Raw genomic sequence first — 15253 nt, 5'->3', positions numbered from 1 at the left:
CTACCCGGGTCGAGCTGTGCCGCCGCGGTGCGGCGGAGGCCGTCAGTACCAGCCGTTGGCCTGGTGGAAGGTCCACGCGGCGCACGGGCTGCCGTAGCGGTCCTCCATGTAGTTCAGGCCCCACTTGATCTGGGTGGCGGGGTTGGTGCGCCAGTCCGCGCCGGCCGAGGCCATCTTCGAACCGGGGAGCGCCTGGACCAGACCGTACGCCCCGGAGGACTTGTTCACGGCCAGGTAGTTCCAGGTGGATTCCTGGTTGATGATGTTCGAGAAGCACTGGAACTGGCCGGCCGGGACCATCTGCTGGGCGATGGCCTTGACCTGAGCGACCGTGTAGGAGCTCTGGACGGCGAAGTCACCGGCGTCGCGGGCGGCGGAGCGGCTGGCGACTTCCTTCGCCTCGCGTTCCCTCTTCGCCTTCTCGTCGGCGGCCTTCTGCGCCTCCGCCTTCTTGGACTTGGCGTCCTCGGCGGCCTGGAGGCGGGCGGCCTCCTCGGCGGAGCGCTTGGCGTCGGCATCGGCGGCGTGCGCGATGGTGTCGGCCTGCTGCGTCAGGGACGCGCTCTGGACCTCCGCCTGGTCGCCGACGGGGATGTCTGCGAGGAGGGTCGCCCCGGACGCGGTCGTCTCGAGATCGTTCGTGGGGTCGCCGGTGGCAACGCCCACGACTGCGCCGACGGTGGTGACCGCGGTGGCCGAAGCCACTGCGAACCCCCGGACCGAGATCCGGCTCACACGGTGTCCTTCCAGCAGCGTCCGCAGTGACCGCGCGGAGCAAGAGTGCCCTCGACTCTGGCCTCCGTGGTGCGACGGTCACTGGAGGCGCGGGCCCGTGGGCAACTCCCCTACGGGGGCTGCCGCGTGGAACTGCGGGCGGCATACGGCCATCGGCTGTGGAGTTGTGGTGCTGCGCGTACCTCACGGGAGATACAGGTGTGCCGTATGCGGGGCCTGACGGAAACCAGACTCTGCCGGACCTCGACACCGCAAGGCAATTCTCCGTTGCGTGGGAAAGGTCACACCTGGCATGTCGCCGTCTCTTTCGACAAAGGGCTGTGCAGCACGACGCCGCCCGGCTAGGCTCTGTGGCCTTTGCCGGACGGCGCCAACTCACCTTCCCGCTATGGGGTTTTTGACCGGTTCTGCTGCCGGCCGGGCAGGGTCACCGGACCCACCCGGATCAGAGGCTCTCCAGCATCTCGGTGACCAGGGCGGCGATCGGGGACCGCTCGGATCGCGTCAGCGTGACGTGCGCGAAGAGCGGATGCCCCTTCAGCTTCTCGACCACGGCGACCACTCCGTCGTACCGGCCGACCCGCAGGTTGTCCCGCTGGGCCACGTCGTGGGTCAGAACGACCCGCGAATTGGCCCCGATCCGGGACAGAACGGTCAGCAGGACGTTCCGCTCCAGCGACTGCGCCTCGTCCACGATCACGAAGGCGTCGTGGAGCGAGCGGCCCCGGATGTGCGTGAGCGGCAGGACCTCCAGCATCCCGCGGTTCAGCACCTCCTCGATGACCTCACGGCCGGCGACCGACGAGAGCGTGTCGAAGACCGCCTGCGCCCAGGGGCTCATCTTCTCGGAGGCGTCACCCGGCAGGTAGCCGAGGTCCTGGCCGCCGACGGCGTACAGCGGCCGGAAGACCATCACCTTCTGGTGCTGCCTGCGTTCCAGGACCGCCTCCAGGCCGGCGCAGAGCGCCAGCGCGGACTTGCCCGTGCCGGCCCGGCCGCCCATCGAGATGATCCCGATCTCGGGGTCGAGGAGGAGATCCAGCGCGATGCGCTGCTCGGCGCTGCGCCCGTGCAGCCCGAAAGCGTCGCGGTCGCCCCGTACGAGCCTGACGTTGCCGTCCGCGGTGACCCGGCCCAGGGCCTTGCCCCGCTCGGACTGCAGGACCAGCCCCGTGTGCACGGGCAGTTCCGCCGCCTCCGGTACGTAGAGCCGCTCCTCCGAGTAGAGGAGGTCGACCTGCTCCCCGGAGAGGCCGATCTCGCTCATGCCGGTCCAGCCGCCGTCGGTGATCGCGAGCTCGGCGCGGTACTCCTCCGCGATCAGCCCCACGGAGGAGGCCTTGATGCGCAGGGGGAGGTCCTTCGACACGACGGTGACGTCGTAGCCCTCGGCCTGGAGATTGCGTGCGACCGCGAGGATCCGGGAGTCGTTGTCCCCCAGCCGGAAGCCGGCGGGCAGGACGCCGGGGTCTGAGTGGTTGAGTTCGACGCGCAGGGTGCCGCCCAGATCGCCCAGCGGGATGGGTGCGTCCAGGCGACCGTTGCGAACCCGGAAGTCGTCGAGCAGGCGCAGGGCCTGCCGCGCGAAGTAGCCGAGTTCGGGATGGTGCCTCTTCGCCTCCAGCTCGGTGATCACCACGATCGGGAGCACGACCTCGTGCTCGTCGAAGCGGGAGATCGCGTTGGGGTCTGCCAGCAGGACGCTGGTGTCGAGGACGTAGGTCCGCCTGTCGGGCAGGCGGCGCTTTGTGCTGGTCACCACGGAAGGACGTACCCCCTCGGAAGAGGTCGGGCCATGAAGACCGGACCGGTCATCGGCACCCATGCCAGGGCCGATTTCCGGCCCTCCACTGCGTCCGTGCGAACCGCACGTGCGTCCTGGTGCAAAGGGCCTCCCGGGCGGACGACCCCATGCCGTCCGCTGAGACTCGACACCCGTGGATCGGGCATCGACCTGAAAGGGATATTCCCCGATCAGGCCAGGCCATGCCATGGCATATGACGGACGCTCGGTGAATCCCTGGTGAAGGCTTCGAGGGGAGGGAAGGACGGGACCGGGGGGCGCCGGATGGCCGGAACCCGAAGGGGGCGTCCCGCGAGCCGGGCGGACCTCGCGGGCCCGGCCGGCAGGAGACCCCCTACCCGCCGTCAGGTGCCGTAGCGCCGGTGGCGGGCTGCGTAGTCGCGCAGGGCCCGCAGGAAGTCGACCTTGCGGAAGGCCGGCCAGAAGACCTCGCAGAAGTAGTACTCGGAGTGCGCGCTCTGCCACAGCATGAACCCGGACAGCCGCTGCTCGCCGCTGGTGCGGATCACGAGGTCGGGGTCGGGCTGGCCGCGCGTGTAGAGGTGCTCGGCGATGTGGTCGATGTCGAGGATCTCGGCGAGCTCCTCGAAGGAGGTGCCCTTCCGCGCGTGTTCCAGCAGCAGCGAACGCACCGCGTCGGCGATCTCCTGGCGGCCGCCGTAGCCGACGGCCACGTTGACGAGTATCCCGTCGATGTCGTGGGTGGCCTGCTCGGCCTCCTTGAGGACCGTCTGCGTCCCGGCGGGCAGGATGTCCAGGTTTCCGACGTGGTGGACGCGCCAGCGGCCGTCCGCGGCCAGGCCCCGCACGGTGTTCTCGATGATGTTGAGCAGCGGGCGGAGTTCGACCTCGGGCCGGTCCAGGTTGTCCGTGGAGAGCATCCACAGGGTGACGACCTCGACGTCCGTCTCCGTGCACCAGCCGAGCATCTCGGAGATCTTGTCGGCTCCGGCCTGGTGGCCCTGCTCCGTCGTACCACCGGACGCCTTCGCCCAGCGACGGTTCCCGTCCAGGATGACGCCGATGTGCTTGGGCGCCGCGTCATGGTCGAGGCGGCCTTCCACCCGGCGTGCATAAAGCCTGTACACCAGGTCGCGCAGCTTCACGATCTTCCAGCCCCTCCGTGCGATGCCCCCGTGCGAATTGCGGTCCCCCCGAGTGCGCCACATTACTGCGCGGCGGGATGGGGTACCCAACTCGGTCTGTCACAACTCCGTGATAGGGAGGACAACGTGACTGATACCAATCCCTATCGGGCAGAGCCCTCGCGCTACGACTCCATGGAGTACCGGCGCACCGGCCACAGCGGCCTCAAGCTCCCCGCCATCTCGCTCGGCCTCTGGCACAACTTCGGTGACGACCGCTCCCTGGAATCCCAGCGGGCGATCCTGCGCCGCGCCTTCGACCTCGGCGTCACCCACTTCGACCTCGCGAACAACTACGGACCGCCGCCCGGATCGGCCGAGCTGAACTTCGGCAAGATCTTTGCGCAGGACTTCGCGTCCTACCGCGACGAGCTGATCCTGTCGACCAAGGCCGGCTATCTGATGCACCCCGGGCCGTACGGCGAGTGGGGCAGCCGCAAGTACCTGCTCAGCTCGCTCGACGCCTCGCTGAAGCGGATGGGTGTGGACTACGTCGACATCTTCTACTCGCACCGCTTCGACCCCCAGACCCCGCTGGAGGAGACCATGGGCGCCCTCGCGTCCGCGGTCCAGCAGGGCAAGGCGCTCTACGTCGGCGTCTCCTCGTACACGGCCGAGCAGACGGCGGAGGCCGTGCGGATCCTGCGCGGCATGGGCGTGCGTCCGCTCATCCACCAGCCCTCCTACTCCATGATCAACCGCTGGACGGAGGAGGACGGCCTGCTGGACGCCCTGGAGGACGCCGGCATGGGGTGCATCTCCTTCGCGCCGCTCGCGCAGGGCCTGCTGACCGACAAGTACCTCAAGGGCATCCCGGCCGACTCGCGCGCCGCCCAGGGCAAGTCGCTGAGCCCCGACCTGCTCTCGGACGACGTGCTGCGCCGGCTGACCGGGCTGAACGAGATCGCCTCCCGTCGCGGCCAGTCCCTCGCCCAGCTCGCGCTCACCTGGGTGCTGCGCGACGAGCGGATGACCTCGGCCCTGATCGGTGCGTCGAGCGTGCGGCAGCTGGAGCAGAACGTGGCCGCCCTGGCCGGTGCGCCGCTGTCCGAGGAGGAGCTGAAGGAGATCGACTCCTTCGCTGTGTCCACTCCCGGCACCAACATCTGGGCCCAGCACGGCTGACCTGCGTTTTCGCCCCAACGCCCGCGCGGCGGACGGGTGAACGAAAAACGGGCCGGTCCGTGGGGGGGATACGGACCGGCCCGAGGGGGGGGTTCCACCATAACCCTTCGTAAAGCATGCTGCGTGCATCGGCGCGACATGATTACGCTCCGAAACCACCCAGCAGCACTCCGGTGAGTGCTCCGGCCGCCATGAAGGGGCCGAAGGCGAAGCCCTGGTCACGGGTGACGGAGCCGCGCAGGAGCAGGGTCAGGCCGTAGAGCGAGCCGTAGAGGAGGCCCAGGAAGGCCCCCGAGGCCCATACCCCCCACCCGTACCACCCAAGAGCGACCCCCAGCGAGAGCGCCAGCTTGACGTCGCCGAGGCCCATGCCGGCGGGGTTGATCAGGTGGAGCACCAGGTACGCCGCCCCGAGCGCGCCGCCGCCGAGCAGGGCGAGCCGCCAGGACCCGGCCGCGCCGGGCAGCAGGGCGGCGATCCCGAGCAGGGCGGCCGCCCCGGCCGCGAGCGGCAGGGTCAGTACGTCGGGCAGCCGGTGCACGGCCCGGTCGACCAGGGCGAGCAGGACCAGGAGCGGGGCCAGTCCCGCGTACGCCGCCGCCTCGGGCCGCACCCCGACGGCCGCCGCGACCAGGGCGCAGACCGCCGCGGTCAGGACGGCCGGGAGCACGGCGCGCGGCCCGTACGCGTGCGCCGCCCCGGAGCCGTCCGGCACGGAGCCGTCGGGGAGGGAGCCGTCGGGGACGGAGCCGTCCGGCACGGAGCCCGCCGGCCCGGAGCCGTCCGACCCGGGCGGGCGGCAGCGGGCCGGGCCGAGCCAGCCGCGCAGCGGGTGCCCCTGCGGGCAGTGCTCCCGCCACGGCTCCCCCGGCTCCACGGACAGCCGGTAGGCCGCGCGCGGCAGCAGCAGCCCGGCGGCCACGCCGTACCCGGCGGCGACAACGATCACGAACACACCCATGGGGGCGAAGGTAGACACCCCTTAAGGTGACCGCCATGGCGCACTGGTACGACGGTCCCGCCGCGTTGCGGGTCGGCACGGACCCGAGGCGGATCCCGCTGGAGGTCGCCGCCTCCTACCGGGCGAGGACGCGGGGGCTGCTCGGCCGGGACGGGATCGACGGGGCGATGCTGCTGACCCCCGCGGCGAGCGTGCACACCTTCCGGATGCGGTTCGCGATCGACGTGGCGTACCTGGACCGGAACCTGCGGGTGCTCGACGTGGTCACCATGGCCCCGGGCCGGCTCGGGCTCCCCCGGCTGCGCGCCCGGCACGTCCTGGAGGCGGCGGCCGGCGCCATGGCCGGCTGGGGCCTGACGGCCGGGACCACGCTGGAGGTGGACACCCCCTAGGTGGAGCCCGGCGCCGGCAGTAGGTTGGGGCGGTTGAGCTGGGGCAGCAGGGGAGCGGCATGACGGAGAACGCGCGGATCAAGGCGCTGGAGCAGATCATGCCGGCGACGCACGGCGCCGACGAGGACATCGACTGGCGTGCGGCCGAGGCGGTGTGGGGGACCCGGTTCCCGGCGGACTTCGTCGCGTTCATGGGCCGGTTCGGCGCCGGCTCGATCAACGGCGAGGCCAGCATCCTGCTGCCTCTGCCCAAGCCCGGACTCCAGTGGGATCCGGCCGGGATGGCCGAGGAGACGGACAACGCCCGGCAGGTGTGGGAGGCGGAGGGCGGCCGTTCGGCCTTCGACGTGGACCCGGAGTCGATCATCGCCTGGGGTGTCACCGGCGGCTCGGACATCCTGTGCTGGCTGACGTCCGACCCCGATCCGGACCGCTGGCCGGTCCTGGTGTGCGGCCGGCACACCGCCGACTCCTTCGCCGTCTACCCGTACGGCATGGCCGAGTTCCTCTACCGGCTGTGCTCCGACGAGTTCGACGTGAGCCCGGTCGGCATCACGTTCTGGGACGGCGGCCGCCTGAGCTTCGTGCACTGGCGCAAGGCGCAGCGGCGCTGGCAGGAGGGCCGCAACCCGGAGACGGGTGAGCCGGACCCGTACGCGGGCGAATTCGCCGACTGACCCCGGCGGTCCCCCGCCACCCCACCGAAAAGCCCGTTTCCCGGCCGGAAACGGGCTTTTCGGCATGTCTACGCGCGTCCGCTTCGCCGACCGTATATCGGAAAACACCATCACGAAAAGCGCCGCTTGGAGCATTGACCACAAGTAAGGCCCCCATGGAAACAACCGTCCCTCCCTCGGGAGAGAATTCCGGCCAACGGGCCATCGAGGGATCACCCTGCCCGGAGCAACCCATAAGTAATAACGAGACACAAAAGAAATTCAGGGGAATACACCCGTGCGACGGAGAATTTTCGGCACGACCGCGACCGCGTCCGTGCTCGGCCTGTTGATACCACTGGCCGGATGCGGCGGTTCCGGAGACGGCGCAGGTGGCGAGGGCACGCTGCAGCTGGTGGCCGCCGAATACGGCGACAGCCCGGCCACCAGTTCCCAGCCGTTCTGGGACAAGGTGACGGCTGATTTCACCGAGGAGAACCCGGGAATCAAGGTCGAGGTAAAGCTCCTGCCGTGGGCCGACATCGACCGCGAAGTTTCCCGCATGGTCAAGGCCGGCAAGGCGCCCGACATCGCGCTCATGGGCTCTTACTCGGACTTCGCCGCCCGGGGCGAGCTCTACCCCGCGGACGAACTCCTCTCGGTCACCGCCGAGGCGAATTTCCTCCAGCCGCTGGCCGACGCCGGCTCGGTGGGCAGCACCCTCTACGGCCTGCCGTTCGTGGCGAGCAGCCGCCTGCTCTTCTACAACGAGGCGCTGTTCGCCAAGGCCGGCGTCAAGGAGGCCCCCAAGACCTGGTCCGACCTGAAGGCCGCCGCCAAGGCCCTCAAGGACAAGGGCGTGAAGTACCCCTACGCGCTGCCGCTCGGACCGGAGGAGGCGCACGCCGAGGCGCTGATCTGGGAGCTGAGCAACGGCGGCGGTTACGCCGACAGCAGCGGCAACTACAGCCTGGCCTCCGACCAGAACATCAAGACCTGGGAATGGGTCAAGGAGAACATGGTCGCGACCGGGTACACGGGCGCCACGGCCCCCTCCCAGCTGAACCGGGCCGACGCCTTCGCCGCCTTCACGCGCGGCGAGGTCGGCATGCTCAACGGCTACCCCGCGCTCGCCCACGAGGCGCGCGCCAAGGGCATCAACGTCGTCACCACCACCATGCCCGTGTCGGACGATCTCGGCCCCGGGGAGACCCCGCCGACCGTCGGCGTGGCCGACTGGATGATGGCCTTCAAGCAGAACGGCAAGGGCGCGGAGATCGGCAAGTTCCTGGACTTCGTCTACCAGGACAGGAACCTCGCGGACTTCGCGGGCCGCTACCACCTGCTGCCGTCCACCGTGACCGCCTCGCGCACCCCGGCGGGCGGCGGGCTCGACAAGAACGACCAGCAGTTCCTGAACGCGCTGCGCGGCGCCCAGCTCTACCCGGTCAACGACCCGTCCTGGGTGACGGTCAGCGACACCATCAAGCGCAACATCGGACGCGCCGTGGAGCCGACCGGTAACCCCAAGGGCGTCCTGGAGGACATCGCCGCGCAGGCCGCCGAGGCCTCCAAGAAGCACTGAAGTCCCCCACGACACGTGACCTTCCACCCGGGCCGCAGACCACCCAGTGCGGCACCATGGCCACTACGGCACTTGATCCAAGGCCGCGGCCCGGTCGCCCGCCGAGCACTCACGAGGTGCGCGGGGCGACAGGCCCCCGACGGGGAGCCTCAGCGCTGTTTCCCGTGGTCCTGGGAGAACGCCGTCCGGTACTGCTCGCAGCTGGAGTTCCAGCGCAGGGAGCCGTGGAGCGTCCCGTAGCCCGAGCGCGTCACCGACCACTCCACCGTGTACTCACCGGTGTCACAGGCGATCCGCTTGTTCCCCGCGACCTTCTCCCGCCCCGTCGCCGGCTTCCCGGTCAGTTCCTTGCGCACCTGCGCCACCTCGGACCGGTCCGCGCGGCGCAGCACGGCGTGCACGACGATCGGGTGCTCGCCCTCCTTGACCGTCAGCGCCTTCTTCACCACCGTCGAGTCCGACACCGACCAGGCGAACTCGTACGAGGGTTCCCATGCCAGCGTCCTCGGGTCGCCGACCCTCCGCTCGTGGTCCGGTGCGGCCGGGTGCCCGGGGCGGGCGACCGTCTTGTAGCGCACCCCGGGGTGGAAGCGGAACTGTCCCTCCACCTTGTGCATTTCGTCCTCGGTCCACATCGACTTCATGGTCTTCTCGCCGCCCGCCGGGTCCTGGAGGTACGCCCCCTCCGCGGCGGTGGCCTGTGGCAGGAGGGCGGGGGCGAGGGCCGCGGCGGCGGTGGCGAGGGCGAGAGCGGCGGTACGGGTGCGCTTCATGCCCGGCCCAACGGGGCCCCTGCCCGGGCCGGAACGACGTCGCCCGGCCTTTCACCCGTACGGGAGTCGGGCCGGCCGGGCCGGGTCAGGCCTGGCCGGTCTCGAAGCGGCTGATGCGGCCGCCGCCGGGGGCGATGGTGAAGCGCCAGGCGGTGCGCATCTCGCCCCAGGTGTCATTGCGGTAGTTGACGACGAGGGCGCGGCCCCCGTCGGACTCGGACTGGACGTCCATGTGGCCGCTGGAGTCAAAGATCTCCCGGTCGATCCACTCGTGGAGGTCGCGGTCCGAGCCGTCGTCGGACATGGTCGCGTCGGCGGTCAGCAGTTTCAGGAAGGCGTCCTTGTCGTGCGCGTTGACGGCGGCGACGAGGGCGCCGACCACGGGGTCGGACAGTTTGCCGGGGGCGATGGCCACAGGAGCCTCCTGGTCGGGCGTACGTTCGTCGGTGCCCGACCAGGTAACAACGCGGGCGGGGCCGCTCCGGCGACCCTCACCCGTTCGCGCGCCGGACGGCGTGTCAGGAGCGGCTCACGGGGCGTCGGGGCGGGCGGGCCGCGGGGCGCGGCTCACGGGGCGTCGGGGGCGGTGCGGACCGGGAAGCCGGTCGGCCGGCCCTGGTCCCGGAGCCAGGCCAGTACCTGGTCGAGGGCTTCGACGGTCTGCGCGCGGTTGCCGCCGCCGTCGTGGAAGAGGACCGTCGGGCCGTTGCCGATCTCGCGCTTGACGGCGTCGACTATGGCGGCCGTGCCCGGCTTCTGGAAGTCCTTGGTGTCGACGTTCCAGCCGAGCGGGCGCATCCCGTTCGCCGCGGCGATACGACGGCTGTCGGGGGTGAACGCGCCGCCGGGGGCCCGGTAGTACTCGACCTTCGCGCCGTTGCCCGCGGCCTCCTCTATGAGCTTCTTCGCGTCCAGGATCTGCCGTTCCTGGTAGTCGACCGGCTTCTTGTCCATGGTCGTGTCGTGGTCCATGGTGTGGTCGCAGAGCCGGTGGCCGGCCGCGACCACCTTCCTGACGAGGTCGGGGTGGGCCTTGGCGTGGGGTCCGACCATGCAGAAGGTCGCTTTGACGTCGTACTTGTGCAGTACGTCGAGCACTTGCGGGGTCCAGCGGGGGTCGGGGCCGTCGTCGATGGTGATGTTGACGGTGTTGCCGCCGCTCTCCGAGGAGTGGGCTATGCCCTCGGGTATGCCCTGGCCGGGGCCCGGCCGGCCGGCCCCGCCGCCGCCCGAGGTGTCGGCCCCGTTCGGCCCGGACACGCTCTGGCGGGAGGCCGCGCCGGCGCTTCCCGGTTCCACGAGGGTCGCGACTCCCCAGGCGGCCGCCGCCACGGCGACGGCGGACGCGACGACGGCCGCACCGGCCCGGACGCCTTTCCTGTTCGTGTACGAGGAACTCATGAACCGTCCCCTCCCCATCCGCTGTGCGAGCGTTCTGTGCATCAGGACGTTGGCCGCCACAGAGGAGTTCCAGTCAAATCGGCCATAAATTCCCCGTAATGGGACTGACAGGACCGATGGGGCTGATGGGACTTTGGCCTTTGATCGCCCACCGTTCCTTCCCGGACGGGCGTGGCGGAAAACGAGCGGCCCCGGCGGACACGTGGTCCACCGGGGCCGGGCTCGTACGCCGCGGGGTCAGTGCGCGAGGGATTCCTGCGCCGCGGGAGCGGACTTGGGGTCGGCGAGGGCGGACTTGGGGTCGGCCGGGGCGGACTCGGGGTCGGCCGGGACGGACTCGGCATCGGTGAGGGCCGGGCCGGCGCCCCGGAGCGGGACCTCCTTGACGAACCAGGCCGCCAGGAAGCCCAGTACGCCGACGGCCGCGCCGAGCAGGAACGCGGAGTGCGTGCCGGCGGCCACCGCGTGCTGGTAGGCCTCGCGCACGGCCTCCGGCAGCTTGGCCAGGCTCGCCGCGTCCAACTGCGCCGAGCCCGCGGCCCCGGCGGCCTCCGGGCCCAGGCGCTCGGACATGGTGTCCGTGACCCGGGAGGCGAAGAGGGAGCCCATCAGGGCCACGCCGAAGGAACCGCCGAGCGTACGGAAGAGGGTGGCCGAGGAGGACGCGACCCCCATGTCCTTCATCTCCACGCTGTTCTGCGCGACGAGCATGGTGATCTGCATCAGGAAGCCGAGCCCGGCGCCGAGGACGGCCATGTAGAGGCCGGACACGAGGCGGGTGGTGCCGGTGTCCATGGTGGCGAGCAGGAACATGCCGACGACCATGAGGCCGCCGCCGACGATCGGGAAGATCTTGTACTTGCCGCTGTTGGTGGTGACGCGTCCGGCGACGAGCGAGACGGCCATCATCGAGAGCAGCATGGGCAGGAGCAGCAGGCCCGAGTTGGTGGCGGAGGCGCCCTGGACCGACTGCTGGAACAGCGGGAGGTAGAGCACGCCGCCGAACATGGCGAAGCCGACCAGGAAGCCGATCACCGACATGAGGGTGAAGTTGCGGCTGCGGAAGATGTGCAGCGGCATGACCGGCTCGGCCGCCCTGGTCTCCACGTAGAGGAACGCGGCGGTCGTCAGCACGCCGACCGCGATCAGGCCGATGATCTCGGCGGAGCCCCAGGCGTACTCGGTACCGCCCCACGTGGTGACGAGCACGGTGGAGGTGATCGCGACGGTGAGCAGTGCCGCACCGAGGTAGTCGATCTTCGGGCGCTGCCGTTCGGCCGGCTTGGGCAGGTGCAGTACGGCGGTGACCATGGCCAGGGCCACGGCGCCGAGGGGGAGGTTGATGTAGAAGGACCAGCGCCAGCCCATGTGGTCGGTGATGGTGCCGCCGACGAGGGGGCCGCCGATCATGGCGAGGGCCATCACGCCGGCCATCATGCCCTGGTACTTGCCGCGCTCCCGGGGCGGGATCAGGTCACCGATGATCGCCATGACACCGACCATCAGACCGCCGGCGCCGAGGCCCTGGACCGCGCGGAAGCCGATGAGCTGGCCCATGTCCTGGGCCATGCCGCTGAGGGCGGAGCCGATCAGGAAGATGACGATCGAGGTGAGGAAGGAGCCCTTCCGGCCGTACATGTCGCCGATCTTGCCCCAGATGGGGGTGGAGGCGGCCGTGGCCAGGGTGTACGCGGTCACCACCCAGGACAGGTGCTCCAGGCCGCCGAGCTCGCCGACGATGGTGGGCATCGCCGTCCCGATGATCATGTTGTCGAGCATCGCCAGCAACATTGCGATCATGAGGGCCATGAGGACGACCCGCACGCTGCGTGGCTTCACCTCCTGCGAGGTCTCCGCCGCGGGCTTGCTTGTCTCCACCATTTCCTGTCCACTCCCCTGGGCACTACCTGCCGGAACGGCACTTACTTGCCGCCCGGCTAGTTCACTACACTGGGGACGGTAGACCCGTAACTTGCCGGGCGTCAAGTAAGTAGATCGAGGAGAGTCATGTCCAGCAGCAGTCCGCAGCGCCGTCGTGGCGACACGCGCCAGCGCATCCAGGACATCGCACTGGAGCTCTTCGTCGAGCAGGGGTACGAGAAGACGTCGCTGCGCGAGATCGCGGAGCGGCTGGAGGTCACGAAGGCGGCGCTGTACTACCACTTCAAGACCAAGGAAGACATCATCATCAGCCTCTTCGAGGACGTCACACGTCCCATCGACGAGCTGATCAAGTGGGCGGAGCAGCAGCCGCGCACCCTGGAGACCAAGCGCGAGGTGCTGCGCCGCTACAGCGAGGCGATGGCGGCGGGCGCCGCGCTGTACCGCTTCATGCAGGAGAACCAGGCGACGACGCGCGAGCTGAGCATCGGCGACACGGTGAAGAAGCGGCTCTACCGCCTGGTGGAGCTGCTGCGCACGGACGACGGCCCGCTGACGGACCAGGTGCGCTGCGTCAGCGCCCTGTTCACGCTGCACGCCGGGATGATGTTCCTCCAGCACGTCGAGGGCGACCCGGAGGAAACCCGGCTGGCCGCCCTGGAGGTCGCCACGGACCTCATCACGCAGGCCCACCACGAGGAGGAGTCGTGAGCCAGGGCCGGTCCCGCCCGTAGGGCGACGCCCGACCGGGGTCCGGGACCGGCCTGTGCAGGGCGGCGGCCGGCCCCGGAGAGGACACCTGTCAGGGCGGGGCCCGTCCCCGTCGTCCGCACGGACGGCCAACCCGCTCACAGGAACGGGCACGGGGGGTTCAGCCACCCGCCCATTCCTGCAGGGCGTCGAGCGAGGGCGCGTCACGGATCTCGGCATCGGCCCCCGACGGTCCGGACTCCGACCGTGCCGCCGCCGCGAGGGCGTCGAGTGCGGCCGACCCGGCTCGACGCGCCTCGGCGAAAGCCAGGAGCAGGGGTACACCGGCGGTGAAGGCGATCTCCCCGGCCGCGGGGCGCGGCTCGTATCCCGCGCTGCCGTCCTTGCCCGCCCAGAGCACGCCCACGGTGCCACCGCTCCGGCGAACCTCGATGTACTGGACCCGGCCCTCGGTGAACGCCTCGTAGGACTGTTCCTGGTATCCCTTCGGCAGGAGGCGCAGCATGCGCCGCCATCTGGCCGGTACGGCGAAAGTGTTCCAGGGGTCGGTGTAGTCGGCGCCCTCCTCCGAGAGGTCCTCGAAACCGGAGGCCGTGGGCCTGCCGTAGTAGGTGGGATCCCCGGGATCGACCTCGGCTCCCAGCAGCTCGGAAACGCCGCTCAACAGGGATGCCAGACGCGGCGCGTTCGCCGCGGCGACCTCGGGCTGCGGGCGCTCCCTCAGGTCCAGGGTCATCCAGGCGTCGGAGTACGCCGCCAGCGACACGACGGTGTGCCCGCCGGGCCAGAGCAGCAGCCGCAGTGCGAAGAGACGCTCGGAGCGGTGCGCCCCGCCGTCGGAGTCCAGCCATGTGCCGGGCAGCACGCTCCACAGGTGCAGCGTCGCGTCATGGTCGAACCACGCCCGGCTCTCCTCCACCGCGCCGTCGAGGCGGCCGTTGCCCTCCCACGCGTACCGCGTCTCCCGCGGCGCCTGCAGCGTGACGACCTTGACTCCCCCGTGTCCCCAGCCGTCGACGAGACCGAGGCCGGAACCGAGGGAATGGATCCGGTCGAAGAGACGGAGCGCCCGGTCCGCACCCTGCTGCCCGGAAACGGCGGTCGTCGTCTCCCAGAACCATTCGCCCACAGGATCGGTGGTGATCACAGCATGTCCTTCGGATCGGTCTTTGAGCCCGGGGGAACGACCAGCGTTCCGTCGTCGAGCCGGATGACGAAGGTCCCGCCCCTTGGCGCGAGGCGCCGGAACTGCCCTTCACCGTGTCACGGCCGCCTTCTTCCAGGTCACCCCCGCGCGGCCCGGGTCCCGGCTATCGGGACGCCCGGCCCACCGCGTCGCCGATGAGTTCGGCCGCAGCGATCTCGTCCAGCGGGACCAGGCCTGCGCCCTTGACGGCCTCTTCCCTCTCCGGGAGCCGCTCCGTCGGCTCCCAGCGCAGGTCCGGGCCGAACACCTCATCATGACGCTCGCCCCGCACGACGCGGCGGCGCATGACGGGAGCCCGGCCCCCGTCGGCGGCGTAGTACGAGACACGGCCCTTGGTGTCCAGAGCGTCGAGCACCGTCTCGCCGACCGCCAGGAAGGGCGGAGTGCGCAGGTTCCCCTGCGGGGTTCCCGGACGGAAGGACACCCCGGTCAGGTCGAGGCCGCCTGCGTTGTCCCGTACGAACTCCCCGCCCCGCTCGTAGAACAGGACCACCGGTTCGTAGAGGTCCGGCAGGTCGGGCAACGCGGCCGGGTGCCGCTCGCGCATGTCCGCCAGGCGCACGGCGCCCGCACAGGTCTCCCTGATCTCCGAACCCGGCACGCGGCTCAGGAACGCCTGGAGCTCAGCCGCCGTTCCGGGGGAAGGACGGAACTCCGGGTCGACGTACTGCGTGACGTCGAAGAAGGGCCAAGCGCTGTCGGCCGCATACTCCTGCGCCCACAGGGCGGCGCGCCTCAGATACTCGCGCATGAGAATGCGCCGGGACCTGACACGCGCGAGCACGTGGTCCCAGCCACCGACCCACTCCACCGCACGGAGCCGGTTCAGCATGACGTATGCGGCCGGTTCGGTCACTTGAGCCCGCTTCCCTTCGAT

15 protein-coding genes are annotated in these 15253 nt (G+C 70.4%); 5 read left to right on the top strand and 10 right to left on the bottom strand.

Annotated elements, in window-relative coordinates:
• Window positions 1–42: 42 nt before the first annotated feature.
• The 3 genes from NRK68_RS21660 to NRK68_RS21650 all read right to left on the bottom strand — a co-directional run bounded on the left by NRK68_RS21660 (window position 43) and on the right by NRK68_RS21650 (window position 3645).
• The gene (locus tag NRK68_RS21660) at window positions 43–735 is read right to left on the bottom strand and encodes an aggregation-promoting factor C-terminal-like domain-containing protein (RefSeq protein WP_183066735.1); all 693 of its coding nucleotides are present in this window, start codon (window positions 733–735) and stop codon (window positions 43–45) included.
• A gap of 445 nt (window positions 736–1180) precedes the next feature.
• Window positions 1181–2497, bottom strand: coding sequence for an RNA 5'-3' helicase PhoH2 (gene phoH2 / locus NRK68_RS21655; protein ID WP_030850454.1), 1317 nt, complete (start codon window positions 2495–2497; stop codon window positions 1181–1183).
• Between the two features lie 386 nt (window positions 2498–2883).
• A complete protein-coding gene (locus tag NRK68_RS21650) occupies window positions 2884–3645 on the bottom strand; it encodes an isoprenyl transferase (protein WP_037919372.1) in 762 nt (253 codons plus the stop codon).
• A 126-nt stretch (window positions 3646–3771) separates the two neighbouring features.
• Between NRK68_RS21650 and mgrA the strand changes: the two genes are divergently transcribed.
• A complete protein-coding gene (mgrA, locus tag NRK68_RS21645; RefSeq protein WP_183066736.1) occupies window positions 3772–4809 on the top strand; it encodes an L-glyceraldehyde 3-phosphate reductase in 1038 nt (345 codons plus the stop codon).
• A gap of 142 nt (window positions 4810–4951) precedes the next feature.
• Here mgrA and NRK68_RS21640 read toward each other — a convergent pair whose 3' ends face one another.
• A complete protein-coding gene (locus NRK68_RS21640; RefSeq protein ID WP_183066737.1) occupies window positions 4952–5770 on the bottom strand; it encodes a prepilin peptidase in 819 nt (272 codons plus the stop codon).
• Window positions 5771–5805: 35 nt separating this feature from the next.
• Here NRK68_RS21640 and NRK68_RS21635 point away from each other — a divergent pair, with 35 nt between their 5' ends.
• The 3 genes from NRK68_RS21635 (at window position 5806) to NRK68_RS21625 (ending at window position 8403) form a co-directional block, all read left to right on the top strand.
• Window positions 5806–6162, top strand: a complete 357-nt coding sequence (locus NRK68_RS21635) for a DUF192 domain-containing protein (protein ID WP_183066738.1) — start codon at window positions 5806–5808, stop codon at window positions 6160–6162.
• A gap of 59 nt (window positions 6163–6221) precedes the next feature.
• Window positions 6222–6839 carry an SMI1/KNR4 family protein gene (locus tag NRK68_RS21630; protein ID WP_183066739.1) on the top strand — a complete coding sequence of 206 codons (618 nt, stop codon included), beginning with the start codon at window positions 6222–6224 and terminating at the stop codon, window positions 6837–6839.
• Window positions 6840–7116: 277 nt separating this feature from the next.
• The gene (locus NRK68_RS21625) at window positions 7117–8403 is read left to right on the top strand and encodes an extracellular solute-binding protein (protein WP_257856472.1); all 1287 of its coding nucleotides are present in this window, start codon (window positions 7117–7119) and stop codon (window positions 8401–8403) included.
• A 149-nt stretch (window positions 8404–8552) separates the two neighbouring features.
• Here the strand turns inward: NRK68_RS21625 and NRK68_RS21620 are convergent, their stop codons facing one another.
• The 4 genes from NRK68_RS21620 to NRK68_RS21605 form a co-directional block, all read right to left on the bottom strand.
• Window positions 8553–9176 carry a hypothetical protein gene (locus NRK68_RS21620; RefSeq protein ID WP_183066740.1) on the bottom strand — a complete coding sequence of 208 codons (624 nt, stop codon included), beginning with the start codon at window positions 9174–9176 and terminating at the stop codon, window positions 8553–8555.
• A gap of 85 nt (window positions 9177–9261) precedes the next feature.
• Window positions 9262–9591: a nuclear transport factor 2-like protein gene (locus NRK68_RS21615; RefSeq protein WP_183066741.1), complete on the bottom strand. Its 330-nt coding sequence runs from the start codon at window positions 9589–9591 to the stop codon at window positions 9262–9264.
• A 152-nt stretch (window positions 9592–9743) separates the two neighbouring features.
• A complete protein-coding gene (locus NRK68_RS21610) occupies window positions 9744–10577 on the bottom strand; it encodes a polysaccharide deacetylase family protein (protein ID WP_183066742.1) in 834 nt (277 codons plus the stop codon).
• A 237-nt stretch (window positions 10578–10814) separates the two neighbouring features.
• The gene (locus NRK68_RS21605; RefSeq protein WP_257856470.1) at window positions 10815–12458 is read right to left on the bottom strand and encodes an MDR family MFS transporter; all 1644 of its coding nucleotides are present in this window, start codon (window positions 12456–12458) and stop codon (window positions 10815–10817) included.
• 126 nt (window positions 12459–12584) lie between these two features.
• On the opposite strand from NRK68_RS21605, the gene NRK68_RS21600 reads away from it, so the two are divergent.
• Window positions 12585–13169, top strand: a complete 585-nt coding sequence (locus tag NRK68_RS21600; RefSeq protein WP_183066744.1) for a TetR/AcrR family transcriptional regulator — start codon at window positions 12585–12587, stop codon at window positions 13167–13169.
• A gap of 160 nt (window positions 13170–13329) precedes the next feature.
• Here NRK68_RS21600 and NRK68_RS21595 read toward each other — a convergent pair whose 3' ends face one another.
• Window positions 13330–14316: a hypothetical protein gene (locus NRK68_RS21595; RefSeq protein WP_257856469.1), complete on the bottom strand. Its 987-nt coding sequence runs from the start codon at window positions 14314–14316 to the stop codon at window positions 13330–13332.
• A 163-nt stretch (window positions 14317–14479) separates the two neighbouring features.
• The gene (locus tag NRK68_RS21590; protein WP_257856468.1) at window positions 14480–15232 is read right to left on the bottom strand and encodes a hypothetical protein; all 753 of its coding nucleotides are present in this window, start codon (window positions 15230–15232) and stop codon (window positions 14480–14482) included.
• Window positions 15233–15253 lie beyond the last annotated feature (21 nt).

This window comes from Streptomyces yangpuensis, assembly GCF_024666385.1.
GTDB lineage: Bacteria > Actinomycetota > Actinomycetes > Streptomycetales > Streptomycetaceae > Streptomyces > Streptomyces yangpuensis.
Note: the sequence above shows the minus strand (reverse complement) of the source record. Positions and strands in the feature narration are given on the sequence as shown.

What these genes read in the sequence shown, in the direction of transcription:
- NRK68_RS21640 (WP_183066737.1), bottom strand. Translation starts at nt 5,770, where the DNA reads ATGGGTGTGTTCGTGATCGTTGTCGCCGCCGGGTACGGCGTGGCCGCC.
- NRK68_RS21610 (WP_183066742.1), bottom strand. Translation starts at nt 10,577, where the DNA reads ATGAGTTCCTCGTACACGAACAGGAAAGGCGTCCGGGCCGGTGCGGCC.
- NRK68_RS21620 (WP_183066740.1), bottom strand. Translation starts at nt 9,176, where the DNA reads ATGAAGCGCACCCGTACCGCCGCTCTCGCCCTCGCCACCGCCGCCGCG.
- NRK68_RS21635 (WP_183066738.1), top strand. Translation starts at nt 5,806, where the DNA reads ATGGCGCACTGGTACGACGGTCCCGCCGCGTTGCGGGTCGGCACGGAC.
- NRK68_RS21630 (WP_183066739.1), top strand. Translation starts at nt 6,222, where the DNA reads ATGACGGAGAACGCGCGGATCAAGGCGCTGGAGCAGATCATGCCGGCG.
- NRK68_RS21600 (WP_183066744.1), top strand. Translation starts at nt 12,585, where the DNA reads ATGTCCAGCAGCAGTCCGCAGCGCCGTCGTGGCGACACGCGCCAGCGC.
- NRK68_RS21605 (WP_257856470.1), bottom strand. Translation starts at nt 12,458, where the DNA reads ATGGTGGAGACAAGCAAGCCCGCGGCGGAGACCTCGCAGGAGGTGAAG.